Source organism: Paenibacillus sp. P4_A7 (genome assembly GCF_056402455.1).
The window spans coordinates 22,855-47,945 of the sequence record NZ_JBFUHJ010000008.1 but is presented as its reverse complement, the minus strand read 5'-3'; the positions used below and the strand labels follow the sequence as shown (position 1 = coordinate 47,945).

The following is a 25,091-nucleotide window of genomic DNA, read 5'->3' as shown; positions in this document are numbered from 1 at the left end:
CATGTTAAGCGACAAGGTGCGTATTTTTTCGGGTTCGTCTAATCCGGTATTGGCTCAGAAAATTAGTGCAGAGCTTGGTTTGACGTTAGGTGCGATCAAGATGTCACGTTTCAAAAGCGGTGAGATTTACGTTCATTACGAGGAAACGATTCGGAATTGCGACGTATTTCTAGTGCAATCGTTCTCGCATCCGATAAACGAGCATTTTGTCGAATTGCTTGTTATGATTGATGCTGCAAAACGTGCTTCCGCTAGAACGGTTAACATCATCATGCCGTACTACGGTTATGCTCGTCAGGAACGTAAGGCAGCACCTAGGGAGCCTATTTCAGCTAAGATGCTTGCAGATGTGTTAACAACAGTTGGTGCGAACCGCGTCATTACAATTGATCTGCATGCTCCGGCTATTCAAGGCTTCTTCAATATTCCGGTTGATCATATGACGGCACTCGATTTAATCAGTGACTATCTCAAGACGAAAAACATCAAAAATCCGGTTGTTGTTTCACCGGACGCAGGTCGTGCTTCTACTGCTGAGAAGCTGGCTAACTACTTAGACACATCGTTTGCGATTATGATTAAGAAACGCCCTACTCACAATGAATCGGTTATCACACATGTCATTGGTGATGTAGAAGGTCAAACTCCAATTATTATTGAGGATTTAATTGATACGGGAACTACGATCGTCAATGTGGTAGAAAGTTTGAAGGAACGCGGCGCTGAGGATGTATACGTATGCGCAACGCACCCGCTATTCTCCGGCTCGGCCATTGAGCGTTTGGATCATCCGAACATTAAAGAAATTATCGTTACCGACTCTATCTGTCTGCCGGAGTTCACTCCGGAGAGATTTAAAGTGCTATCGGTCGCGCCTTTGCTTGCTGAAGCAACTCGTATCATTTTAGAGGGCGGTTCGATCAGCACATTGTTTAAAAGCAATGGCGTATAACCGCTAAGCTCGAAGAAATGAATAGTAATGATGAGAGAAATCGCGGACGGTGTACATGCCATCCGCGATTTTCCTCATATTCTTTCGTGTTAGGATAGGCGTGGCTATGTTATAATCGTAGAAAATCGGAAGTTGCGGGAGGTGCCTTGCCAATGACAGAGAAGAAGCTTGCAGTCGTAGACAATCAAGCCAAAATAATACCGATTCAATGGGACGCCACGTTTTTTTTCGAGCGGGCAGTTCGATCGTTGGATCGATTCCACTATGACAAGGCACTCAAATATTTTCGTCGCGCCGTAGAATACGAGCCGGATAATCCGGTAAACCATTGCAACATGGCCGGCATCTTATCTGAGCTGGGTAATTATGAAGAGTCTAATAAAATATTAGGCTGGATTGTTGATGAACTTGATCCTTCAATGACGGAATGTCATTTTTACATGGCAAACAATTTTGCTAATATGGAACAATACGAAGCAGCCGAAGGCTCGCTTATTCAATATTTGGAAGAGGATGCGGACGGACAATTTCTAGATGAGGCAGAAGAGATGATGGATCTGCTTCACTATGAATTGGAACGGCCTACGCGTCTTACGAATATCAAATCGCGTGAAGGCATGTTTGAGCATGATCAAGCTCGAACACTGCTTGAGGAAGGCAAGTTTACTGAAGCCGTTCGGATATTAGAACAGATTATTGAAGGGCAGCCTGAGTTTTTGGCTGCGCGTAATAATCTAGCATTAGCCTATTATTATATGGGATTGTTCGATAAGGCGATGGAAACCATTAACCAAGTGCTTGAGCTCGAAAAGGGCAATTTGCATGCACTTTGCAACCTTGCTATATTTTTTCAACACGAGAACGATGAAGATAGCTTGAAACATTTGGTAGACCTGCTTCTTAAGACGGTGCCGTTTCATCAGGAGCATGTGTTTAAATTGGCAACAACAATGGGCATCTTAGGAGAGCATGGGGCAGCTTATACACACTTCACTCGTTTGCTGAAGGACGCTGAGCTTCATCATGATCCATGCTTATATCATTATGCTGCTGTTGCGGCATGCAATATCGGTCGATTACAGGAAGCGGAACGTCTCTGGAAGCAGACGATTAAGCTTGATCCATTGTCGGGCATTCCGCATTACTATATGGAACAGCTTGAACTAGTACGAAGCGGGGTACAGACGGCGTCTATCAGCTACCATTACCATTTGCCTTTTGAAGAGCAATTCAAGCTCTGGGAAAAATCTTCGGATGGCATTCCAGATCATTTAAAGCGTGATCCACTCGTACGCTCCTCATTTTTCTGGGCTCTGCGTCATGGAGATCAGCATACCAAGCTGCAGGTTATACAAGCTTTAGGTATGATTGCTGATAGTGAAGTGAAGGATGTACTTCGGACGTTTCTGCTTGAGAAGGATGAAGATGATTATTTGAAGCGTATTGCCATCTTTGTGCTTCGCACAATCGGCGTACAAGAGCCGCTGCACGTTGTTCTGGAGGGTAAAGAAACGGTAATTGAGCCAAACCGTGTTCCTTCGAGGCTTCCTGTATGGGAAGATAAGTGGCAGGCTGTTGTAGAAGTTGCTCTGAGCAGTATGAGCAAGCAGTATGATCTTGTACAGCAGTATGACTTGATGACGCTGTGGGTGGAGTTTTTGTCGAGGGTGTACCCAAATGTTCCGAAGCTGACAAAGCCGGAGGGCTGGGCAGCAGCACTTGAATATTTAACAGCAAAAATGCATCGAAGAGCGATTTCATATCCCGAGGTGTCCGCACGTTACGGCACATCAATTGCGACTGTGAGCAAGAATGTGAAGTTAATTGACGGAGTTTGCGGCATTAAGGATAAGATGAAGTCATTAAGCTCAGTTTTTTTTACACAAGAATTACAGGATGAATAAACTTCCATGAGGTGATATTTATGTATAAGTCGATTATTATTGGTACCGGTCCTGCCGGTCTTACAGCAGCTATTTACTTAGCTCGTGCGAACATGAACCCGCTTATTATTGAAGGTCCTGAGCCAGGCGGCCAGTTGACGACAACGACAGAGGTTGAGAACTTCCCTGGTTTTCCGGAAGGAATCATGGGTCCAGAGCTCATGGAAAATATGCGGAAGCAAGCAGAACGCTTCGGTGCTAAATTTATTACCGGCTGGGTAAACAGCGTGGATATGTCGAAGCGCCCATTCAAGCTTCAAGTAGAGGGTCACGGAGAGTTAGTGGGCGAAAGCCTTATTATTTCAACAGGTGCTTCTGCCAAGTATCTTGGTATTCCAGGTGAGAAGGAAAATGTAGGTCGCGGAGTAAGTACTTGTGCGACTTGCGATGGATTTTTCTTCCGCGGGAAAAAAATTATCGTGGTTGGTGGCGGAGACTCTGCAATGGAAGAAGCGGGCTTCTTAACTCGCTTCGCGTCAAATGTTGAGCTTGTTAACCGTCGGGATGAGCTTCGTGCTTCGAAGATTATGCAAGATCGTGCTCGTGAAAATGAGAAAATCAGCTGGAGTCTAAACCACACTCCAATTGAAGTTGTAGCAGGCGGCATGGGCGTAACGGGACTTAAGGTACGCGACAATGCAACGGGAGAAGAAGAGGTTATTACTACCGATGGGATTTTCATAGCAATTGGTCACACACCGAACACGAAATTCCTGGATGGACAAATCGATACGGATGATCATGGTTATATCGTAGTAAAACCGGGCTCTTCAGAAACTAATGTTGCTGGCGTATTCGCTTGCGGCGACGTTCAAGACAGCAAATATCGCCAAGCTATCACGGCAGCAGGCAGCGGTTGTATGGCTGCACTTGATTGTGAGAGATATCTTGAAGGAAGCATCACACATGACTGGAGTCAAACGTTGTAATAAACAACATGCAACCTTAAGAAGGAATAAGCTATACCTGTAGAGCATTACGCTTGTTGGTATAGCTTTTTCCTTATCGTTTACTGAATTTATAGCTATCATTGCATATTCATTAAGTCGGAGACCTTCATTTCGAAGTAATGAAAGACATAGTAATTTATAGCGGATATAAGGATACGGGCACTAGTTTTATCCGTAATAGGTTATCTTGACCGCACGGTTAGGTTGGCTTATAGTGTACAGAGAAGATTATGATACTAATGAGGTGGACTAGTGATGTCTGAGAAGATTTACGTTGGAGTCGATGTCGGCGGTACGACTATTAAGTTAGGCATTTGCGATACGGAGGGACAATTGCTCCAAACGTATGAAGGGCCAACGGAAACAACTAAAGGAACGGATGTTATCCTTCAAAATATTGCAGACTATGTGCGAAAAATTGTAACCGATTCACCGTATGAATGGGATCAAGTAGACGGTGTAGGCGTTGGTATTGCAGGTTTTCTAGATATCCCTAATGGGATTATTAAATTTGCTCCAAACTTAAAGATCGAAAATGTCGATTTGAAGTCTTATTTGGAGAAACAGCTTCAAAAGACGATCAAGATCAATAATGATGCAAACGTAGCTGCTTTAGGTGAGGCCTGGGCTGGAGCTGGTAAAGGCGTAGGACATTGCGTATGTTATACACTAGGAACAGGTGTTGGCGGCGGTATTATTATTGATGGAAAAATTGTAGAAGGCTTCGCAGGTATGGCTGGAGAGCTTGGCCATATGGCGATCGTACCTGATTTGGAAGCTATTCAATGTGGTTGTGGAAAAATAGGCTGCCTGGAGACCGTGTCGTCTGCGACTGGTATTATTCGTATGGCCAAGGATGCTGTAGAACGCGGTGATCGCACTACGCTTTCACAGGTTGAGACGATTATGGCAAAGGACGTTCTAGATGCTGCAAAAGCTGGCGATGAAGTGGCGTTGCGTATTGTTAATCGCGCTGCTTACTATTTAGGTAAATCGATGGCTATGATGGCGATCATCCTTAATCCGCAATATTTCATTATCGGTGGCGGCGTATCGAAAGCCGGCGATTTTCTGTTTGACCAAATTCGCGATGTGTTCGAGAAGTATACACAGGATCAAGCGAAGGAAGGCGTTAAAATTGTCGCTGYTACACTCGGAAATAATGCTGGTGTTGTAGGTGCGGCTGGTCTTATTTTAAGAGGTTAATAAAGTAGGTTTGCATTCGCAAACCTTGGTTAATGCTTACGAAGTAGGTTTGCATTCGCAAACCTTTTAGGAGGTTCAATAATGGAAACGTCAGCAGTCGTATCGAAGCTTGTTATTATAACAGGGATGTCGGGAGCCGGGAAAACAATTGCTGTACAAAGCCTTGAGGATCTCGGTTTCTTCTGTGTAGATAATTTGCCTCCCGTTCTTATACCTAAATTTGCAGAGTTAATTGAACAATCGAACGGCAAGATTGGTAAAGTGGCGCTTGTTATCGACTTAAGAGGCCGGGAGTTCTTTACTGCGCTGTCTGAGTCACTAACCTATATAAAAGAGCACTCTACCATTAGCTGCGAAATTTTGTTTTTGGATGCTACCGATGAAATACTTGTTCAACGTTATAAGGAGAGTCGCCGTCGCCATCCATTAGCGCCGGATTCTATGCCGCTAGAAGGCATTCGTAATGAACGTCGCCTACTAGAGGATATGAAAGGCTCGGCGTCGCAGGTAATTGATACTAGCAACCTGAAGCCTGGTCAGTTAAAAGAGCGGATTATTTCTCGCTTCACAAACCTGGATCACGGAAGTCTCTCCGTTAATGTTACTTCATTTGGCTTTAAATACGGAATTCCAATAGATGCTGATCTTATTTATGATGTTCGATTTTTGCCGAATCMGCATTATGTAGAGCATCTGCGACCGAATACCGGACAAAATCCTGATGTGTATGATTACGTGATGAAATGGCCAGAGACACAACAGTTTCTAACGAAGCTGCTAGACATGCTGCAATTCCTTATTCCGCTGTACCGTAAGGAAGGTAAAAGCCAAGTAGTTATCGGTATAGGTTGTACAGGCGGAAAGCATCGCTCTGTTGCAATTGCCGAGTATTTGGGACGCATGTTAGGCAGCAGCGATACGGAACGTGTTCGTGTCAGCCATCGCGATGCCGAGCGTGACAAGCACTGACGGGGTGAGAGAATGCAGAGTAGCAGGCAAAAAATAATGAGGCGGCCTAAAATTGTCGTAATTGGGGGCGGAACGGGACTTTCCGTCATGCTTCGCGGACTGAAAGAAAAGCCGCTCGACATTACAGCAATAGTAACGGTCGCTGATGACGGAGGAAGCTCAGGCATTTTGCGCAATGAGCTGCAAATCCCTCCTCCTGGCGATATCCGCAACGTGCTTATGGCGCTTGCTGATGCGGAGCCTTTACTCACTGAGGTGCTGCAATATCGATTTAAAACGGTGCCTGGTCTTGCAGGGCACAGTTTGGGTAACCTTATGCTCGCAGCTATGACGGATATATCGGGTGACTTCGTCACCGGAATCCGGGAGCTAAGCCGTGTACTTGCGGTGAGAGGGAGGGTTCTTCCTGCTGCAGGTCAAGCGATCGTGTTGAAGGCTGAGATGGAGGACGGCTCTATTGTAACGGGTGAGTCGAAGATTCCGAAGGCTGGAAAGAAGATAAAACGCGTATTTCTTGAACCTCTTGATATAGAACCGCTGCAGGAAGCGGTTGAAGCCATTGAGCAAGCTGATGCGATTTTAATTGGGCCAGGTAGCTTGTATACAAGCATTATCCCCAATTTGCTAGTACCGAAATTAGCTTCAGCAATTTGTGAATCTGAAGCGGTTAAGCTATTTGTCTGCAACGTAATGACACAGCCAGGCGAGACGGATAATTTTTCGGTTGGTGATCATCTAGATGCGATTCACGCGCATATCGGCCATCATTTATTCGATTATGTCATTGTAAATAACGGAGAGATACCTCCTCAAATCGAAAGCAAGTATGCGGAAAAAGGTGCCAAAGCTGTTCATCTCGATCTAGATGAGGTTACTCAGAAAGGGTATGAGGTCATTGCTGACCGCCTTGTATTATTTCGTACTTTTTTGCGTCATGATGCAGAGCGTTTAAGCCATCATATCTATAAGTTGGTTGAGAACTGGATGTTACGAAAGAGGTGATAAAAGATGTCTTTTGCGGCGCAAACGAAAAAAGAACTTACAATGATCGAAGCGGATAGCTGTTGTGAGAGAGCGGAATTATCGGCACTCATACGGATGAACGGTTCTGTTAGTGTATCTAGCCGCAAAGTCGTTCTGGACATCTCGACGGAAAATGCCGCAATTGCCAGAAGGATTTATACTTTGATTAAAAAGCATTACGATGTTCATGTCGAGCTGCTTGTCCGTAAAAAGATGAGGCTCAAAAAAAATAATGTTTATATTGTCCGAATTCCAGCACAGGTGCAGGAAATACTGAGTAAGTTGAAAATTGTTTCAGAAGGGTTTATGTTTAACCTGGGCATTGATAAAGAGATTATCAAAAAGTCATGCTGCAAACGCTCGTATTTGCGAGGTGCTTTTTTAGCAGGAGGATCAGTTAACAATCCAGAAGGATCTTCATATCATTTAGAGATATCATCGATGTATGAAGAGCACTGTGAATCGTTAGTATCCCTTGCCAATAAATTCGACTTGAACGCTCGTTGTATTGAACGTAAAAAGGGATTTATTTTTTACATCAAAGAGGGCGAGAAAATAATTGAGCTCTTAAATATCATCGGAGCGCATCAAGCTTTATTTAAATTTGAGGATGTTCGCATTATGCGTGACATGCGTAATTCCGTCAACCGTATTGTTAACTGTGAAACGGCTAATCTTAATAAAACGATTGGTGCTGCAGTTCGTCAAATTGAGAATATCAAGCTGCTGCAAAGAGAGGTCGGTCTGGAGAGCTTGCCTGATAAACTAAGGGAAGTAGCTGAGGTTAGGATGCAGCACCCAGATTTGAATTTAACTGAGGTTGGTGAAATGCTTAAAGGCAAGGTCAGTAAGTCGGGTGTAAATCATCGATTACGTAAAATTGATGAGTTAGCCCAAAAAATCCGTGGTGTCTGAACATAAAACTAGTGCATCAGCTGGTATAATGATATAATGATGCAAAATGACTTTATTTTTAAAGATAAGCACTTGTAACTGTAAAAGCTTGGTTACACTTATCTTACGCCGCTAAGAAAAACGCGTTTTTTACAGCTAGAGGACGGCAATAGCCGTTTACGCCTGTGACGTATGTAATGTTTGAGTAAAATATAGGGGGTATGGTTTCCATGACAAGGCTTCCGGTAGTCGTTCGTCTTAAGACGGGGCTTCATGCAAGACCTGCAGCGTTATTCGTACAAGAAGCGAACAAATTTTCCTCCGAGGTATTTGTTGAGAAGGATGATAAGAAAGTTAATGCTAAATCCATTATGGGAATAATGAGCTTGGCAATCAGTTCGGGTACGGAAGTTTCTATTAGTGCAGAAGGTTCGGATTCAGAACAGGCTGTAAACGCTTTAGTTGCATTGGTAAGCAAAGAAGAGCTTGAGAATCAATAAAAGGCATTAAAACAGAAGAGGAGAAGTCACGCAGCTTCCTAAAGAGCTTGCGGCGGCAGCTCTTTTTTTCATTTTAAGGAACATGAGTGTTTGTAAGTAAAAAAACAGGCCAGAGAGGATCTCTGACCTGTTTTTTGTCGTTCGTATAATGGTTTAGCCGATTTTCTCGATAACTTTATCAACAAGACCGTATTCCTTCGCTTCAGCAGCGCTCATGAAGTAGTCACGATCAGTATCCTTCTCGATGCGACTAATCGGTTGACCGCTGCGATCTGCCAAAATGCCGTTAAGCTTGTCGCGCATCTTAATAATGCGGGCTGCGCGGATGGCGATATCACTTGCTTGACCTTCTGCACCACCAAGTGGTTGGTGAATCATAACTTCACTATTCGGAAGCGCGTAACGTTTTCCAATAGCTCCTGCAGTTAGCAAGAAAGCTCCCATAGAAGCAGCCATACCGACGCAAATCGTAGAAACGTCCGGTTTTATATATTGCATCGTATCGTAGATAGCCATGCCGGAAGTAATTGAACCGCCTGGGCTGTTAATGTAGAGTGAAATGTCTTTCTCAGGATCGTCTGCCGCTAGAAATAGCATTTGAGCGATGATGGAGTTGGCCACCACGTCATTTACACCTGAACCGAGAAAAATAATGCGATCTTTCAATAGGCGAGAGTAAATGTCATAAGAACGCTCACCGCGATTGCTTTGCTCAATAACCATAGGTACGAAATTCATATCCAACGCAATCCCCCTCCTTAAACACAATGAATGGTTAAATCGTATTCTCATAATAACGGATGAAAACTCAAAAGTCAAAGATAGTCAAACAAGCCGAATGTTCTGAAATCTAGTGTTAAAATAAAAAAACCGTTCCTACGGATAGGAACGGTTTATGTGTATCATTATAGTGTTTAGAAGTTAGTATGGCGCGCCCGCTAGGAATCGAACCTAGATCTCAGGCTCCGGAGGCCTACGTCATATCCATTGGACCACGGGCGCAAAAACAGTAGCAAAAATGATTATATGATATTCAAGGAGTTAAAGCAAGAGGAGTTCATAAATTAAATTTGTGAAAAATGACTCAGAAAACGTTTGCAATAGGAAAAGAGCTCTTGCGGCATTCTTATATTTCCGATAAACTAAAGGTGGGACTTGAAACGATACAGCGGGACTTATTACGTCCAGCTACTAACTGCCAATATAGCCACTGGCTGATGGAGTGAAGGATAAGAGATGCGTCAGATCTTTGAACTGCAGCAACAGCTTGTGCCTGACCTGCTTGACGTCATGAAGAAAAGGTACGCGATATTGCATCAAGTGATGCTTTCGGACCTGATCGGACGAAGAACATTGGCTACGGCGTTATCGATGACGGAGCGAATGCTTCGTTCAGAAACCGATTTTCTGAAAGCGCAAGGTCTGCTTGAGATTTATTCAGGAGGCATGCGAATCAGTGAACCAGGCAAGTTATTGTTGGAAGAACTAGAACCTTTTTATAAGACAATGTATGGTTTGTCCGAGCTGGAGGAAATGATTCGCAGTCACTTTGGACTCACTCAAGTCATTGTAGTAGCAGGCGATTCCGAAATATCCTCGCAAACGAAGCGTGAGCTTGGTCGCGCGGGCTGCCAAGTACTTAATAAGGTTATGCAGCCAAATGATGTTGTTGCCGTAACAGGCGGGTCTACGATCGCGCAGGTATCCAGTCAACTAATGGTAACGACGCCACTCAAGACCAATTGGTTTGTACCAGCTAGAGGCGGTCTTGGAGAAAGCTTGGATTACCAAGCCAATACAATTGCTTCAATGATGGCAAAGCGAACAGGAGCGCAGTACCGGCTCTTACACGTACCTGATCATCTGGGTGATGAAGCATTCGCATCCATCATGCAGGAGCCAAACATTCGTGAGATAGTCGAAGTCATTCGGAGCGCGCGAATTGTTGTCCATGGGATCGGGGACGCTATGGTTATGGCGAGACGCAGACGATTAGACCAGGGAATAGTAGATGCCATTGATGCTGAGGGCGCGTTAGCGGAGTCTTTCGGGTTTTATTTTGACCGAAATGGAGCTGTCGTGCACAAAATGCAGACGGTAGGGTTACGGCTCGAAGATATTGTTAAGACTGAAGTTGTTATAGGTGTTGCCGGGGGTAAGAGCAAAGGCGAGGCGATAGCCGCAATTATGCGATTCGGTCACAACGATGTACTGGTTACAGATGAAGCAGCAGCACTTGAAATTGCTGCATTAATCGAACAAGAGAAACAATGATTGTAACATAAAATTTTGGGATCATGATGATTTGAAGTCGGCTTTCCGCCGAAACTACAAAACATCTTGAAATATATATTTTATTCTTTTAAAAACGCTTAGGAGGAAACAAAAATGGTTAAAGTTGGTATTAATGGTTTTGGTCGCATCGGTCGTAACGTATTCCGCGCAGCACTGAACAATCCTGATGTTCAAATCGTAGCAGTAAATGATCTTACGGATACTGCAACACTGGCACATCTTCTGAAATACGATACAACACACGGTCAGCTTGATGCTACTGTAGAAGCAAAAGAAGGCGCATTGCTAGTTAACGGTCGCGAAATCAAAGTATTCGCAGAGCGCAACCCAGCAGATCTTCCTTGGGGTTCTGTAGGCGTTGAAATCGTAGTTGAATCAACTGGTATTTTCACAGCTAAAGAAAAAGCTGAGCTTCACTTGAAAGGCGGCGCGAAAAAAGTTATTATTTCCGCTCCTGCAACGAACGAAGATATCACAGTTGTAATCGGCGTTAACGAAGATAAATATGACGCTGCGGCACACACCATTATTTCCAACGCTTCATGTACAACGAACTGTCTTGCTCCTTTCGCAAAAGTATTGAACGATAAATTCGGAATCGTTAAAGGTATGATGACAACGATCCACTCATACACAAATGACCAATCCGTACTTGACGTGCCACACAAAGACTTGCGTCGTGCTCGCGCAGCTGCTGAGAACATCATTCCTTCATCAACTGGTGCAGCTAAAGCTGTTTCTCTTGTACTTCCTGAGCTTAAAGGTAAATTGAACGGTATGGCTATGCGTGTTCCTACGCCTAACGTTTCCGTAACAGACCTTGTTGCTGAGCTTAAAGTTAACGTAACAGTTGAAGAAGTTAACGCAGCATTCAAAGAAGCTGCTGACGGTCCTCTTAAAGGCATTATGAACTACAACGAATTGCCGCTTGTATCAAGCGACTACAATAGTGATCCTGCTTCTTCCACAATCGACGGTTTGTCGACTATGGTTGTTGAAGGTAACATGGTTAAAGTTATTTCTTGGTATGACAACGAGTGGGGCTACTCAAACCGCGTAGTTGATCTTGTTACTTACATCGCTAGCAAAGGTCTGTAAGAAAAGAAGGCGGACGTGTCTTGCATCGTAAAAGGTGTCAAGGTCCATGGTTCGCGGCTCTCTAGGAGCCTGAACCATGAGGGCGTTTCTTCTTTGGAAGGAGCGCCCTTCTTTTTTTTGATATATAAGAATTTATAAGTTTTCACTTATAAATGTGCTTATATATCACCGCGAAACGAATACTTTTGCCAAAGAGGACGGCGACAGCCGTTTACGCTTGATATCAAATTAGTATTTCGGCCTATTATTCTTTTTACTTTCCATAATAATTTGTTCAGGGAGGCTTCATTGATGAATAAGAAAAGTGTACGTGATGTAGCAGAATTAGCTGGCAAAAGAGTATTTGTTCGTGTTGACTTCAATGTGCCGATCGAAGACGGTAAAATTACGGATGACAAACGTATCCGCGAGACACTTCCAACGATTAACTTTTTGATTGAAAAAGGCGCAAAAGTAATTCTTGCAAGTCACCTTGGCCGTCCGAATGGTCAAGTGGTAGAAGAGCTTCGTCACACTGCATCTGCTGAGCGTCTAGCTGTGCTACTTGGCAAGCAAGTGATGAAAGCAAATGAAGCAATCGGCGAAGCGGTTGAAGCTCAAGTTGCAGCTTTGGATAACGGCGACGTATTGCTGCTTGAAAACGTACGTTTCTATGAAGGTGAAGAGAAAAATGATCCTGAATTTGCGAAAGCTCTTGCTAAACTTGCAGATCTTTTTGTAAATGACGCATTTGGTGCTGCTCACCGCGCGCATGCTTCGACAGAAGGTATCGCTCATTTGTTGCCAGCTGTATCCGGCTTGCTTATGGAGAGAGAGCTTGAAGTACTAAGCAAAGCTTTGAACAATCCAGAGCGTCCTTTCACAGCTATTGTTGGTGGATCGAAAGTTAAAGACAAGATTGCTGTTATCGACAAAATGCTTGAAATTGCTGACAATGTATTGATCGGCGGCGGATTGTCTTATACATTCTTCAAAGCACAAGGCCATGAAATCGGTAAATCACTTGTAGACAATAGTAAGCTTGATCTAGCGCTTGAGTTCATGGAAAAAGCGAAGAAGTTAGGCAAAAACTTCTTGATCCCTGTTGATATTATCGTTACAGACGATTTCAGCGCTAATGCAAACACACAAGTGGTTGACATTGATAGTATCCCTGCTGATTGGGAAGGTATCGACATCGGACCGAAAACACGTGAGCTTTATGCAGACGTAATTAAAAACTCCAAGCTTGTTGTATGGAACGGACCTATGGGCGTATTTGAAATTGAGCCTTTCTCCCACGGAACACAAGCAGTTGCTCGCGCTTGCGCAGAGACAGCTGGTTACACGGTTATCGGCGGCGGCGATTCAGCTGCAGCGGCTGAGAAATTCGGTCTTGCTGATAAAATGGACTTCATCTCGACAGGCGGCGGCGCTTCCCTAGAGTTTATGGAAGGCAAAGTGCTTCCAGGCGTTGTAGCATTAAACGATAAATAAGAGCTTTTGAATAGAGCATTCTATATAACGATCTAAATAGGAGGAATTACAATGAGCACTAGAACACCGATTATTGCGGGTAACTGGAAAATGTTCAAAACGGTTTCCGAAGCCGTATCCTTTTTCTCTGAAATCAAAGGAAAAGCTGAGGTTGATGGTGTAGAGAGCGTAATCTGCGCACCATACACGACGCTTCCTGCACTTGTTGAAGCAGCAAAAGGCACTAAAATTGCAATTGGCGCACAAAACGTGCATTTCGAAGACAATGGAGCATTCACTGGTGAAATCAGCGGCGTTATGCTGAAGGATCTTGGCGTAAAATACGTCATTATCGGCCACTCTGAGCGTCGTGCATACTTCGTAGAAACAGATGAGATCGTGAACAAAAAGGTTCACGCTGCATTCAAGCATGACTTGCTGCCAATCGTATGTGTAGGCGAGAAGCTGGAAGAGCGTGAAGCTGGACAAACAAAAGAAGTTTGCAAAGTGCAAACAGAAGCGGCTTTCCAGGGTCTGTCTGCTGAACAAGCGGCACAGGTAGTTATTGCATACGAGCCAATCTGGGCTATCGGCACTGGCAAATCTTCGACGTCTGAAGATGCACAAGACGTTATCGGATACATTCGCGGAGTAGTAGCAGGCTTGTATGATGCTGCAACTGCAGAAGCTGTACGTATTCAGTACGGCGGTAGCGTGAAGCCTAACAACGTAGCTGAGTACATGGGCCAAACCGACATTGACGGCGCTCTTGTAGGCGGTGCAAGCTTAGAGCCTGCATCGTATATCGCTTTGGTCGAGGGGGCCAAGTAATATGGCTGCTCCTAAACCTGTTGCATTAATTATTTTAGATGGCTTCGGATTACGTGATGATGTTACTGGAAATGCAGTAGCACAAGCAAATAAACCTAACTATGATCGTTATTGGTCAACTTATCCGCATACAACATTAACTGCATGCGGAGAAGCGGTTGGTTTGCCTGAAGGTCAAATGGGCAACTCTGAGGTTGGGCATTTGAACATCGGTGCAGGCCGTATTGTTTATCAGGATCTGACACGAATCAGCAAATCAATTCGTGACGGTGAGTTTTACGATAACGAAACCATTCTCGGTGCTGTACGTCATGTGAAAACGAATAGCAAGAAGCTTCATCTTTATGGCTTGTTGTCGGATGGCGGCGTACACAGTCACATCGATCATCTATTCGCCTTGCTTGATCTGGCGAAGAAGGAAGAGCTTGAAGAGGTGTACATTCACGCATTCCTAGATGGACGTGACGTGTCACCAGATAGTGCTAAGGGTTACCTGGAGCGTCTGCAAGCGAAAATCGAACAGGTCGGTGTTGGTCGTATCGCAACTGTTCAAGGTCGCTACTATGCGATGGACCGCGACAAGCGCTGGGAACGTACTGAGAAGTCTTACCGTGCAATGGTATACGGCGAAGGACCTCAATATACGAACCCGATTCAGGCTGTAGTTGAATCCTATGAAAAATCAGTTTATGATGAATTCGTTATGCCAACGGTTATTGTGGATGAAGTGAATAAACCAGTAGGTCTTGTGGAATCCGAGGATGCTGTTATTTTCTTCAACTTCCGTCCAGACCGTGCGATTCAATTGTCGCAAGTTTTCACGAATGAGGATTTCCGCGGCTTTGATCGTGGCGAGAATCACCCCGTTAATCTGTATTTCGTCTGCTTGACGTTATTCAGTGAAACCGTAGGTGGATTCGTTGCGTATTCACCAAAGAACCTCGACAATACGCTTGGAGAAGTTCTTGTTCAAAATAACAAAACACAATTGCGCACAGCTGAAACAGAGAAATATCCTCATGTGACATTTTTCTTCAGCGGTGGGCGCGATGCTGAGCTTCCTGGTGAAACTCGTGTACTAATCAGCTCCCCTAAGGTCGCAACGTACGATCTAAAGCCGGAAATGAGTGCATACGAGCTAGCTGAATCGACTGTTCGAGAAATCGAATCAGACAAGCATGATGTTATTATTTTGAACTTCGCTAACCCTGATATGGTGGGTCACTCCGGTATGCTGGAGCCAACGATTAAGGCAGTAGAAGCAACGGATGATTGCCTCGGCAAAGTAGTTGAAGCTGTACTTGCTAAAGGTGGCGTTTGTATCATTACGGCTGACCATGGCAACGCTGATATGGTATTCGATGAGAATGGCCGTCCGTTTACGGCGCATACAACGAATCCCGTTCCGCTTATCGTAACAAGAGCTGGTGAAACATTGCGAGATGGCGGGATTTTGGCTGACATCGCTCCGACGTTGCTCGATTTAATTGAAGTGCAGAAGCCTAAGGAAATGACAGGCATCACGTTAATCAACAAGTAAAGCTAGTAAACAAAGTCATTCATGAACACCAAATAAAACGAATAAAAGGAGTGTTTTTCTCATGTCAATCATCATTGATGTATATGCACGTGAAGTGCTTGATTCCCGCGGTAATCCAACAGTAGAAGTAGAGGTTTCTCTTGAGTCCGGCGGCAAAGGCCGTGCAATCGTTCCATCCGGCGCGTCCACTGGCGCATACGAAGCAGTTGAGCTTCGTGATGGTGACAAATCTCGTTACCTTGGTAAAGGTGTTATCAAAGCTGTTGACAACGTCAACTCCATTATCGCTCCAGAAATCATTGGTTTGGATGCTCTTGATCAAGTAGCAATCGACCGTAAAATGATTCAACTAGATGGTACTCCAAACAAAGCTAAACTAGGCGCTAACGCTATCCTTGCTGTATCAATGGCAACAGCTCGCGCTGCTGCAGACGCACTTGATGTACCTCTGTATACTTACCTTGGCGGATTCAACGCTAAGACGCTTCCAGTTCCAATGATGAACATCATCAACGGCGGCGAGCATGCTGACAACAACATCGATGTTCAAGAATTCATGGTTCTTCCTGTTGGTGCTGAAAGCTTCAAAGAAGCACTTCGTATCGGCGCTGAAATCTTCCACAACCTTAAAGCAGTATTGCATGACAAAGGCTTGAATACAGCTGTAGGCGACGAAGGCGGTTTTGCACCTAACCTTGGTTCAAACGAAGAAGCAATTACTACAATTATCTCGGCTATCGAGCGTGCAGGCTACAAGCCAGGCGTTGACGTATTCCTTGGTATGGACGTTGCTTCAACAGAATTTTTCAAAGACGGCAAATACGTGCTTGCAGGCGAAGGCAGATCGTTTACTCCTGCTGAGTTCGTTGACCTTCTTGCATCATGGGCTGACAAATACCCAATCATCTCAATCGAAGATGGTTGCTCCGAAGATGACTGGGATGGTTGGAAATTGCTTACTGAGAAGCTTGGAAGCAAAGTACAACTCGTTGGTGACGATCTGTTCGTAACGAACACTGAGCGTCTATCTGACGGTATAGAGAAGGGTGTAGGTAACTCCATCCTAGTTAAAGTAAACCAAATCGGTACGCTTACTGAAACTTTTGATGCGATTGAAATGGCTAAACGCGCAGGCTACACAGCTGTTATCTCTCACCGTTCAGGCGAGAGCGAAGACAGCACAATTGCTGACATCGCAGTAGCTACAAATGCTGGCCAAATCAAAACAGGCGCACCGTCACGTACGGACCGCGTTGCAAAATACAACCAATTGCTTCGCATTGAAGATCAATTGGGTTCAACTGCTATTTACGGCGGTAAAGCAGCATTCTACAACTTGAAAAACCTTAAATAAGACGCGCTAGCGGCTTTTCTAGGAAGGGTATGTTCCATTTATGGAGCATACCCTTTTTTTGTTTAATGGACTAGTTATGCAGAGGTTGTTAAATAAGTTATTGAATGAGGTATCTAAAAGAAGCGGAAGCTATAAAAATAGCTGTTAGTTTCGGAAGAGGAGTGTCGATTGTGGCAAAGCCTGTTGTAGGTATTCAATTATATTCGCTAAGGGATCAAACGGAAAAGGACTTCATTGGAACGCTCGAAAAGGTAGTTGAGATGGGTTTTAAAGCTGTGGAATTTTCTGGTTTTTTTGAAATAACTTCACGAGAATTGAAGAAAAAGCTTAAAGAGTTTGATTTAAAATCTGTTTCCGCTCATGTATCGCTTAACTTTCCAGTGATTAAGAAGCTGGAGTCCGATTTAGCAAAGCAAATTGAATATGCACAATCAATTGGCCTGCAATATATAATTGCGCCATGGATCCCTCTGCCGGAGGAGCCAACACTTATCGATATAAAATATTTGTCAGGCGTATTGACCAAATGCGGTCAGCAGGTGAAGGATGCTGGTATGCAGTTTGGTTACCATAATCATGATTTTGAATTCAAACTGCTGGATGGGAAGCCTGTTATAGATCATTTGCTCGAGCGTGTACCTCCAGAACTGATGACAATGGAATTCGATTTTGGGTGGATGTATTTAGCGGGTCATAATCCGGCTTATTATTTAAATAAATATAAAGATCGTGTAAAGATGGTGCACTTTAAGGATTTCGCTAAGGGACGTAAGGATATAGAGGTTGGAAAAGGCGACGTAGGCTATGAAAGCCTTTATAATGATGTTTGTGAGGTGGATGTTGATTATATATTTGTAGAGCAAGAGGCATTTTCGGTAAGTTCTCTTGAGAGTGCGCAGGCTAATTATCATTTTTTTAAAAAGTTTAACATCCTGTAAATGATTGGTATTTAGAGGCTGTCCTATTGTAATCAATACCCAGCTATGGTACAATCACTTTACGTGTTTTTACGGAGCTCCTATGCTGGAGGTGGAATAAATGGAAATCTTATTAAAGATCGTGCTCGTTATTTTTTCTGTCGGCCTAATTGCTGTTGTACTATTGCAAAAAGGTAAGAGTGCAGGCTTGTCTGGAGCAATCACAGGCGGCGCAGAGCACTTGTTTGGCAAGCAGAAAGCTCGCGGTTTGGATTTGTTCTTACAGCGTCTAACAGTGGTTCTGGCAGTTGGCTTTTTCGTCTTAGCTCTAGTTGTTTCTTACTTTGTACAACAATAATGAATACACATGCAGAAAGCGAGGATATCCTCGCTTTTTTTGTATTTTCAGCGTAATAGCGGATGCGGTGCTTTCATTTCGTGTATACTACATGGTATATAATAATCTATCAACCGGTCGTAATTAAAGGAAACAAGCTGCGGCGGGCGCCTGAGGAGAAAATGAGATAATGACCAACTACGAGCAGGAACTGCTTGATTTTATGAGAGAAAAAGCCTATAAGCCCATGAACTACCGAGAGCTTGAGAAGCATTTCGGTATGGAGGGTGCAGAGGATTTTAAACAATTTATGAAGCTGCTAGTTAAGCTGGAGGATGAAGGCAAGGTCATTCGTACACCTAATGATCATTACGGTGTGCCCGAACGGATGAATATGGTGCGTGGAAAGCTGCAATCGCATGCCAAGGGCTTTGGGTTTCTAATACCAGATGAGAAGGATCATCCTGATATTTATTTGCATGCCAATGATTTGAAAAGCGCCATGAATGGCGATATTATACTCGTTCGTATTACTTCCAGAAGCGAGAGCGGCGGACGGATGGAAGGCGAAGTCGTTAAAATTGTTGAACGTGCCGTTACACAGATAGTCGGGACTTATGAGGATCATGAAGCATTTGCTTTCGTCGTAGCCGATGATAAACGAATTAATCGTGATATCTTTATACCTCAGGGCAGTAACAAAGGGGCTGTCTCCGGGCAGAAGGTTGTCGTACGCATCGTATCGTATCCGGAAGGACGTTCAGCTGCTGAAGGCGAAATTGTCGAAATATTAGGTCATAAGAATGATCCTGGTGTCGACATCCTGTCGATTATTCGAAAACATCAGCTACCCGAAGGCTTTCCTGATGAAGTAATGGCTGAAGCTGAGGCAGCGCCTGATGCAATTACGGAAGAAGAAATCATAAAGCAGGCTCGCCGTGATCTGCGTAATGAGGTAATTGTTACGATAGATGGCGAGGACGCTAAGGATTTGGATGATGCTGTGCATGTGAAGCAGCTAGAAAACGGGAATTTTCTACTGGGAGTTCATATTGCTGACGTTGGCTACTATGTAAAGGAAAATTCAAATCTAGATCAGGAAGCTTATAGTCGCGGCTGCAGCGTTTATTTAGTTGACCGTGTTATACCTATGCTTCCGCATCGTTTGTCCAATGGAATATGTTCATTGAATCCGCAGGTTGACCGTCTAACGTTATCTTGTGAGATGGAATTTGATGTGAATACGCTGAAACGTGTTCGCCATGATGTGTTTACGAGTGTTATCCGCACGACTGAGCGAATGACCTATTCGAATGTGCGCAAGCTGCTGACGGCAACGGAAGAGGAGCCACAAACAGAGCTGAAGGAACGTTATTCCAGCTTGCTTGATATGTTTAATCTGATGGAACAGCTGGCGATGCGTTTGCGGGCTAGTCGGATGAAGCGCGGAGCGATTGATTTTGACTTCCAAGAGTCGAAGGTCATTGTCGATGAGATGGGTAAAGCGGTAGATATCGTGAAACGCGAGCGATCAGTTGCGGAACAAATGATTGAGGAATTCATGCTTGTGGCAAACGAAACGGTGGCAGAGCATTTCCACTGGCTGCGTGTACCTTTCTTATACCGTATTCATGAGGACCCAAATCAGGAGAAGCTGTTGAGGTTTTTGCAGTTTGCTGCGAACTTCGGCTATGTCGTGAAGGGTAAAGGGAATTCGGTTCATCCTCGTGCGCTACAAACGCTGCTTGAGGAAATTAAGGGGACGAAGGAAGAAACGGTCATCTCGACGGTGATGCTGCGTTCAATGAAGCAGGCGAAGTATGATGCGGATAGCTTAGGGCATTTTGGGCTAGCGGCAGAGTTCTATTCCCACTTCACTTCACCGATCAGACGTTATCCGGATTTGGTCATTCATCGAATTATTCGTGAAGTGTTGGAAGGCGGCGGCCGTTTAACCGATGCGCGCCATGAAGCTTTGACGGCTCGGATGCCAGATATCGCGCAGCATTCTTCAGAGCGTGAGCGGGTTGCCGTTGAAGCAGAGCGTGATACGGACCAGCTGAAAAAATGTGAGTATATGCTTGATAAGGTCGGCGAAGAATTCGAAGGAATCATCGGAAGCGTAACTAGCTTTGGTATGTTCATTGAGCTGGAAAACTCGGTAGAAGGACTTATACGCCTAAGTGACATGTCCGATGATTATTATCACTTCCACGAGCTGCATATGGTGCTTATTGGCGAGCGTACCTCGAAGGTATATCGTATCGGTGATGAAGTGAAAATTCGGGTGTCCAAAGTTAATATGGCGGACCACACGATTGACTTTGAAATGGTTGATATGATGGAACGCGGCGGTTATAAAGGCGCTGGTAATGGTGGATTTAATGCACCAGGTGGAGGATCAAGAGACGGACGGAAGCGCGGCAGTTATGGCGTGCGCGGAGGCAATGGCGGCGCTAGCGGCGGCGGAGATCGCGGCGGTAAGCGCGGTCGCAGCGGTGCCGGTGCTGGTGCTGGAGCTGGTAATCCGTGGCGCAGTGGTACGGGCGCTGGTGGAAGTGGCGGCGTAGCAGAGAGCGGCGGCAAGCGTCGGCGTGGCGGAGCAGGTGCTGGCGGTAACGGCAGTGCGGCGAGCGGTAATCCGCGAGTCGGAGCAGGCGGTAACGGCGGTGCTAGCGGCGTAGCGGAGAGCGGTGGCGCGAGTGGTGGAGCAGAACGCGGCGGCAAGCGCGGTCGCGGTGGAAGCGGAGCTGGAGCGGCGGGCGGAAGTCCGTGGGGCAACGGTGGCGCAGGCGGCGGTAAGCGTCGGCGTGGAGGAAGCGGAGCTGGAGCAGGCGGTAACGGCGGCTTCGGTGGCGGAGCTGGATTTGGCGGCGCAAGCGGTGGAGCTGGACGCGGCGACAAGCGCGGACGAAGCGGAAGCGGAGCGGAGCAGTTGCCGGGGCAAGGGGCGGATACGGCGCCGAGCCAAGGCGGTGAGCAGTCGCGTGGAAGCAGAAGCGGATCACGCAAGGATATGTGGGGCCTGCCGATACGCAGCGGCGGGGCTGGTTCTGGGGGCAGCGCGGGCAGCGAGCGCGGCGGCGAAGGTGGCACGAGGCGGAAGAATACGTCGCCGAGTGGTATGTTTAAAGGCGAGAAGCCAGCTGATTCTCCTTCTCCTGATGCGAGCGGCGGAGATGGGAAGAAGCGGAAGAAAAAGGGAGGCAGCAATGGAAATTCAACAGCTGCTTTCGTTCGCAAAAATCGTAAATAACCCCTCCATAAGTGAGTAAATACAAGGCAACTTCCAATCTGGGGACAGATTGGAAGTTGTTAATATTGGGCGAAATAGGAAATATATTTGGGTTGTTGCTTGCTTTTTTTTTATGGGTATAGTACACTCAAAGCAATCACTGATATGGTCCTGAATTCACTTATTGAAAAGGGCATCATAATAGTCATGAAACCCTTTCCAATGTGTGAATTTTTTGTTTAAAGACAAACCAGGCGCATATTAATAACATTTTTTTTGGAGGTTTTTACACATGCAACAAGGTACAGTTAAATGGTTTAACGCAGAAAAAGGTTTCGGTTTTATCGAAGTTGAAGGCGGCAACGATGTATTCGTACATTTCTCCGCAATCACTGGCGAAGGTTTCAAAACGCTTGAAGAAGGACAACGCGTTGAATTTAACGTTGTTCAAGGCAACCGTGGACCACAAGCTGAAAACGTAGTTAAGCTGTAATAGCTTACAATCGTTAATGAGACCGCTCTTAACCTTAACGGGTTAAGAGCGGTTTCTTTGTATAGTAAAGTAGTGTTCGCTTATCTGAGGAGTGCCTATAGCGCTTGCTACCTTGATTTATGTACCTAATATTGTTACAATGAATTCCTGAATAGTGTGGCAAAAAAATCAATTTATCGTAAGAATGTTGAGGTGACTAGCATGGGTAAGAAGGTAGAAAGCAAGCCGCTAGCCCAGAACAAGAAAGCTTCCCATGACTACTACATCGAAGAAACGTTCGAAGCAGGCATGGTGTTGCGGGGAACTGAAATTAAGTCGTTGCGTAACGGCAGAGCTAACATAAGTGATGCTTTTGCTACCGTTCGTAATGGTGAAATGTTCATTCACAATATGCATATTAGCCCGTTCGAGCAAGGAAATATTCATAATCCGTCTGATCCTACTCGTACACGTAAGCTGCTGCTGCATAAGGTGCAGATTCATAAGCTGCTGGGGTTATCTAAGCGAGAGGGCTACTCTATTGTACCTTTGAAGATATATGTTCGTAATGGCTACGCTAAGCTATTAATTGGACTCGGCAAAGGTAAGAAGGAGTATGACAAGCGGGATACTGCAGCGAAGCGTGATGCACAGCGTGATATTCAGCGTGCTCTTAGAGAAAAGCAGAAATAACTACTGGCAGCGATGGATAATTGCAACCAATACTTCCAGTAACATATTTGTACACATGCTGTTCTTTCGTGGTATACTAAGGCAGTAGCAACGGCAAGATAATTAATAGTGAATGTGTTAAGCATTCGTGCTCATGATCTATAACAACTCGTTAGACCTAATATCTATCGATGTTGTTCCTAAATCCTGAGTCCTCAACCTAGCTAAACTTCGGGATTCAATACCGATTGTTTATGCCCAATTGGGGGCGTTTATGGATTCGACGGGGATTGTACGAGCGCGGGTTGCGGGTAGCAGGGAGTCGTCTGCTTCATCAACGCTAAAGCCTATTAAACGGCAAACAACAAACAAACTACGCTTTCGCAGCCTAAGAAACTGTGTGCGTGCTTCTACCCAGCATCGTCCATGTGACTGGAATAGGGGCTAACAAGTAGTGGAATACGCTGTCTCATCTCCGCCTGCGGTGAGCTGAAGAAGACAATCAGGCTGACCCAACGTATAGCCGGTTACGGGGCGATACTCGGGTGACATCAAAACTGTGACTACACCCGTAGAAGCCTGTGTGGCGTGATCTTCGGACAGGGGTTCAAATCCCCTCGCCTCCACCATCAAGAAAGCCGACCGCATGAGGTCGGCTTTTTTGTGTGGTTGGAGATGATTTAGGAGAGTCGCCCCACTCCGAAGGAGGGAGCGGGGTTTGATTGCGCGAGCACGTCTTTTTTACTTATTCATGTACGATTTACGAAATGATTTGGCCGCGGATTTCACCATTTAGATTTTGTATGGTGTGTACATTGGCATATGCGTTGCAGCTTTCAAATTGACGAACTAGATCACGGATCGTCATTCTGCTTAGAGGGCCGACTAAATCATTTCGAGTAAGGGTTCCCCGAATAACTCCTCGTTTTACGGAAATGCCAAATTTCGAGGGCCCGAATAGAAAGGCTACTACGGGACCGTTTTCACCTCTTTGCCCAAGATGAATATGGGCTTGGGTTACTTTGTTAATATTTCGGATGACTAGCCTAAAAAATAACTTATCACCAGCACTGTTAAGCCGAAAAACAGCATTTCCTGTAGAAATTGTCCTTACAGGAGGTACTTCGTTTCTTCCTTTTAAGCATGCCTTAAACGTTCTGATATCCTTCACCCCTCTTTTCATTAATACGGTATATTATTCAGTGAGGAAGGGGGAGGTTTGTACATCTGTCTAATGCTTGGAGATTTTTCATGTGAATGAAGAAGGAGTCTCTCGGGTGACATCAAAACTGTTACTACACCCGTAGAAGCCTGTGTGGCGTGATCTTCGGACAGGGGTTCAAATCCCCTCGCCTCCACCATGAAAAGCCCGACCTCAAGCGATCGGGCTTTTGCTTTGGGTGGAAATTGTAGACGGAGTGTAGACTTCATAAATTTATAGTATAACTTTTTGGATTAGTAGTAGACATTTTGTCTACAATAATTCGTAGCATATGGTATGCGAATCAATTAATTATTTGTTAATCTGGATCGTGTGAATGATAAAAGTTTGGATGTGCTGTTGAAAAATCACTTTTCCCGCGTCCCTTTCGTCCCAACACTCACTACAATATTCGTCATGAGCTAATACAAAATTTATCTCATGATCTTCAACACATACTGATTGTGATCGCAGAGCAGCAAGTCTAAGCAGGAATCTCATGGATGATCTCGATTTCGGGTAGTGTGGGAATCCGTCGCCCATATCCTTTAAGCCCCGGTCTACCACCACGTTTAATAGAAGGTGATGGCGTGTCAGAAACCTTAAACCAAACTTTTACGAGATGCACGGCTCAAAATCCAGGCGAGTCCGGAGGATATTGATTACGAAGCACCGAGGCAGCTTGATGATCTCTAATCCGCCAGTTGCTGAAGGGAGGGTGGCTTACTTCTCATCACAATTTGCTAGTAACAGGGCCAACAGGCGCTGGAAAGACATTCATGGTATGCGCAATCGTCACTGCCGCCTACCGCCAGGGATTTCAAGTCCGTTATTACCGAATGTCACGCCTCTTTCAAGATATTCTGCTCGCCAAAGGAGACGGCACCTACGGAAAACTAGCCAATCATCTAACCAAAGTAGATCTCTTAATCCTTGATGATTGGGGACTCGCCCCTCTGGGAACTGCAGAAAGCAGAGAATTGCTCGACATCCTAGATGACCGCGAATCCCTGCATGCCACATGTTTGGCGAGCCAACTACTGATCAAGCTGTGACATCAACATTTCGCTGATCTAACCTTGGCCGATGCCATTCTTGATCACCTCATCCACCGTGCCTATCGACTCGATATTCAAGGAGACTCGATGAGAAAAATGCTCGCCTCCTTGCCCAAAACTGGAAAAACTGATATGTAATAGAGAAGCCGTATGGAGAGGGTTAAAGTGGATAATACTTTCCGGAATAAG

General features: G+C 45.1%; 21 protein-coding genes, 1 tRNA gene, 1 other RNA gene and 1 pseudogene. 21 read left to right on the top strand and 3 right to left on the bottom strand.

Translation table 11 applies throughout. The features are described from left to right. Position 1: 1 nt before the first annotated feature. The 8 genes from AC1DWN_RS02515 to AC1DWN_RS02480 all read left to right on the top strand — a co-directional run bounded on the left by AC1DWN_RS02515 (position 2) and on the right by AC1DWN_RS02480 (position 8,437). Positions 2-952: a ribose-phosphate diphosphokinase gene (locus AC1DWN_RS02515; RefSeq protein ID WP_477557370.1), complete on the top strand. Its 951-nt coding sequence runs from the start codon at positions 2-4 to the stop codon at positions 950-952. A gap of 152 nt (positions 953-1,104) precedes the next feature. Beyond that, positions 1,105-2,856: a tetratricopeptide repeat protein gene (locus AC1DWN_RS02510; protein ID WP_477557369.1), complete on the top strand. Its 1,752-nt coding sequence runs from the start codon at positions 1,105-1,107 to the stop codon at positions 2,854-2,856. 20 nt (positions 2,857-2,876) lie between these two features. Further along, on the top strand, positions 2,877-3,824 hold the full coding sequence (gene trxB / locus AC1DWN_RS02505; RefSeq protein WP_477557368.1) for a thioredoxin-disulfide reductase: 948 nt from the start codon (positions 2,877-2,879) through the stop codon (positions 3,822-3,824). 276 nt (positions 3,825-4,100) lie between these two features. Continuing rightward, positions 4,101-5,051, top strand: a complete 951-nt coding sequence (locus AC1DWN_RS02500; protein WP_477557367.1) for an ROK family glucokinase — start codon at positions 4,101-4,103, stop codon at positions 5,049-5,051. Between the two features lie 81 nt (positions 5,052-5,132). Next, entirely contained in the window at positions 5,133-6,020 is an 888-nt protein-coding gene (gene rapZ, locus AC1DWN_RS02495) for an RNase adapter RapZ (RefSeq protein ID WP_477557366.1), read from the top strand. 36 nt (positions 6,021-6,056) lie between these two features. After that, the gene (locus tag AC1DWN_RS02490; protein ID WP_477557365.1) at positions 6,057-7,022 is read left to right on the top strand and encodes a gluconeogenesis factor YvcK family protein; all 966 of its coding nucleotides are present in this window, start codon (positions 6,057-6,059) and stop codon (positions 7,020-7,022) included. A 6-nt stretch (positions 7,023-7,028) separates the two neighbouring features. Further along, positions 7,029-7,958, top strand: a complete 930-nt coding sequence (gene whiA, locus AC1DWN_RS02485; RefSeq protein ID WP_477557364.1) for a DNA-binding protein WhiA — start codon at positions 7,029-7,031, stop codon at positions 7,956-7,958. Between the two features lie 209 nt (positions 7,959-8,167). Then, entirely contained in the window at positions 8,168-8,437 is a 270-nt protein-coding gene (locus tag AC1DWN_RS02480; protein WP_475811185.1) for an HPr family phosphocarrier protein, read from the top strand. 153 nt (positions 8,438-8,590) lie between these two features. Here the strand turns inward: AC1DWN_RS02480 and clpP are convergent, their stop codons facing one another. Together clpP and AC1DWN_RS02470 are read right to left on the bottom strand one after the other, a co-directional pair. Further along, positions 8,591-9,175 (bottom strand): ATP-dependent Clp endopeptidase proteolytic subunit ClpP, encoded by a 585-nt coding sequence (gene clpP / locus AC1DWN_RS02475; protein ID WP_477557387.1) that lies wholly within the window; start codon positions 9,173-9,175, stop codon positions 8,591-8,593. 189 nt (positions 9,176-9,364) lie between these two features. Further along, positions 9,365-9,439 (bottom strand) — tRNA-Arg (locus AC1DWN_RS02470). A gap of 234 nt (positions 9,440-9,673) precedes the next feature. Between AC1DWN_RS02470 and AC1DWN_RS02465 the strand changes: the two genes are divergently transcribed. The 12 genes from AC1DWN_RS02465 (at position 9,674) to ssrA (ending at position 23,272) form a co-directional block, all read left to right on the top strand. After that, a complete protein-coding gene (locus AC1DWN_RS02465) occupies positions 9,674-10,711 on the top strand; it encodes a sugar-binding transcriptional regulator (protein WP_477557363.1) in 1,038 nt (345 codons plus the stop codon). A 114-nt stretch (positions 10,712-10,825) separates the two neighbouring features. Then, positions 10,826-11,830, top strand: coding sequence for a type I glyceraldehyde-3-phosphate dehydrogenase (gap, locus tag AC1DWN_RS02460; protein ID WP_477557362.1), 1,005 nt, complete (start codon positions 10,826-10,828; stop codon positions 11,828-11,830). 291 nt (positions 11,831-12,121) lie between these two features. Continuing rightward, positions 12,122-13,306 (top strand): phosphoglycerate kinase, encoded by a 1,185-nt coding sequence (locus AC1DWN_RS02455; protein WP_477557361.1) that lies wholly within the window; start codon positions 12,122-12,124, stop codon positions 13,304-13,306. Between the two features lie 51 nt (positions 13,307-13,357). Continuing rightward, positions 13,358-14,116 (top strand): triose-phosphate isomerase, encoded by a 759-nt coding sequence (gene tpiA / locus AC1DWN_RS02450; RefSeq protein WP_477557360.1) that lies wholly within the window; start codon positions 13,358-13,360, stop codon positions 14,114-14,116. Position 14,117: 1 nt separating this feature from the next. Next, entirely contained in the window at positions 14,118-15,656 is a 1,539-nt protein-coding gene (gpmI, locus tag AC1DWN_RS02445) for a 2,3-bisphosphoglycerate-independent phosphoglycerate mutase (protein WP_477557359.1), read from the top strand. Positions 15,657-15,717: 61 nt separating this feature from the next. Then, the gene (gene eno / locus AC1DWN_RS02440) at positions 15,718-17,010 is read left to right on the top strand and encodes a phosphopyruvate hydratase (RefSeq protein WP_477557358.1); all 1,293 of its coding nucleotides are present in this window, start codon (positions 15,718-15,720) and stop codon (positions 17,008-17,010) included. 170 nt (positions 17,011-17,180) lie between these two features. Beyond that, positions 17,181-17,948, top strand: coding sequence for a sugar phosphate isomerase/epimerase family protein (locus AC1DWN_RS02435; protein ID WP_477557357.1), 768 nt, complete (start codon positions 17,181-17,183; stop codon positions 17,946-17,948). Positions 17,949-18,048: 100 nt separating this feature from the next. Then, entirely contained in the window at positions 18,049-18,285 is a 237-nt protein-coding gene (gene secG, locus AC1DWN_RS02430; RefSeq protein ID WP_477557356.1) for a preprotein translocase subunit SecG, read from the top strand. A 169-nt stretch (positions 18,286-18,454) separates the two neighbouring features. Beyond that, entirely contained in the window at positions 18,455-21,520 is a 3,066-nt protein-coding gene (gene rnr, locus AC1DWN_RS02425) for a ribonuclease R (RefSeq protein ID WP_477557355.1), read from the top strand. Between the two features lie 271 nt (positions 21,521-21,791). Beyond that, positions 21,792-21,992, top strand: coding sequence for a cold-shock protein (locus AC1DWN_RS02420; protein WP_028609190.1), 201 nt, complete (start codon positions 21,792-21,794; stop codon positions 21,990-21,992). A 201-nt stretch (positions 21,993-22,193) separates the two neighbouring features. After that, on the top strand, positions 22,194-22,664 hold the full coding sequence (smpB, locus tag AC1DWN_RS02415) for an SsrA-binding protein SmpB (protein ID WP_477557354.1): 471 nt from the start codon (positions 22,194-22,196) through the stop codon (positions 22,662-22,664). A 243-nt stretch (positions 22,665-22,907) separates the two neighbouring features. Beyond that, positions 22,908-23,272, top strand: a transfer-messenger RNA (tmRNA) gene (gene ssrA / locus AC1DWN_RS02410). A gap of 131 nt (positions 23,273-23,403) precedes the next feature. Here ssrA and AC1DWN_RS02405 read toward each other — a convergent pair. Beyond that, the gene (locus tag AC1DWN_RS02405) at positions 23,404-23,814 is read right to left on the bottom strand and encodes a CHRD domain-containing protein (RefSeq protein WP_477557353.1); all 411 of its coding nucleotides are present in this window, start codon (positions 23,812-23,814) and stop codon (positions 23,404-23,406) included. 734 nt (positions 23,815-24,548) lie between these two features. On the opposite strand from AC1DWN_RS02405, the pseudogene AC1DWN_RS02400 reads away from it, so the two are divergent. Further along, a pseudogene (locus AC1DWN_RS02400) lies at positions 24,549-25,040 on the top strand (ATP-binding protein). Positions 25,041-25,091 lie beyond the last annotated feature (51 nt).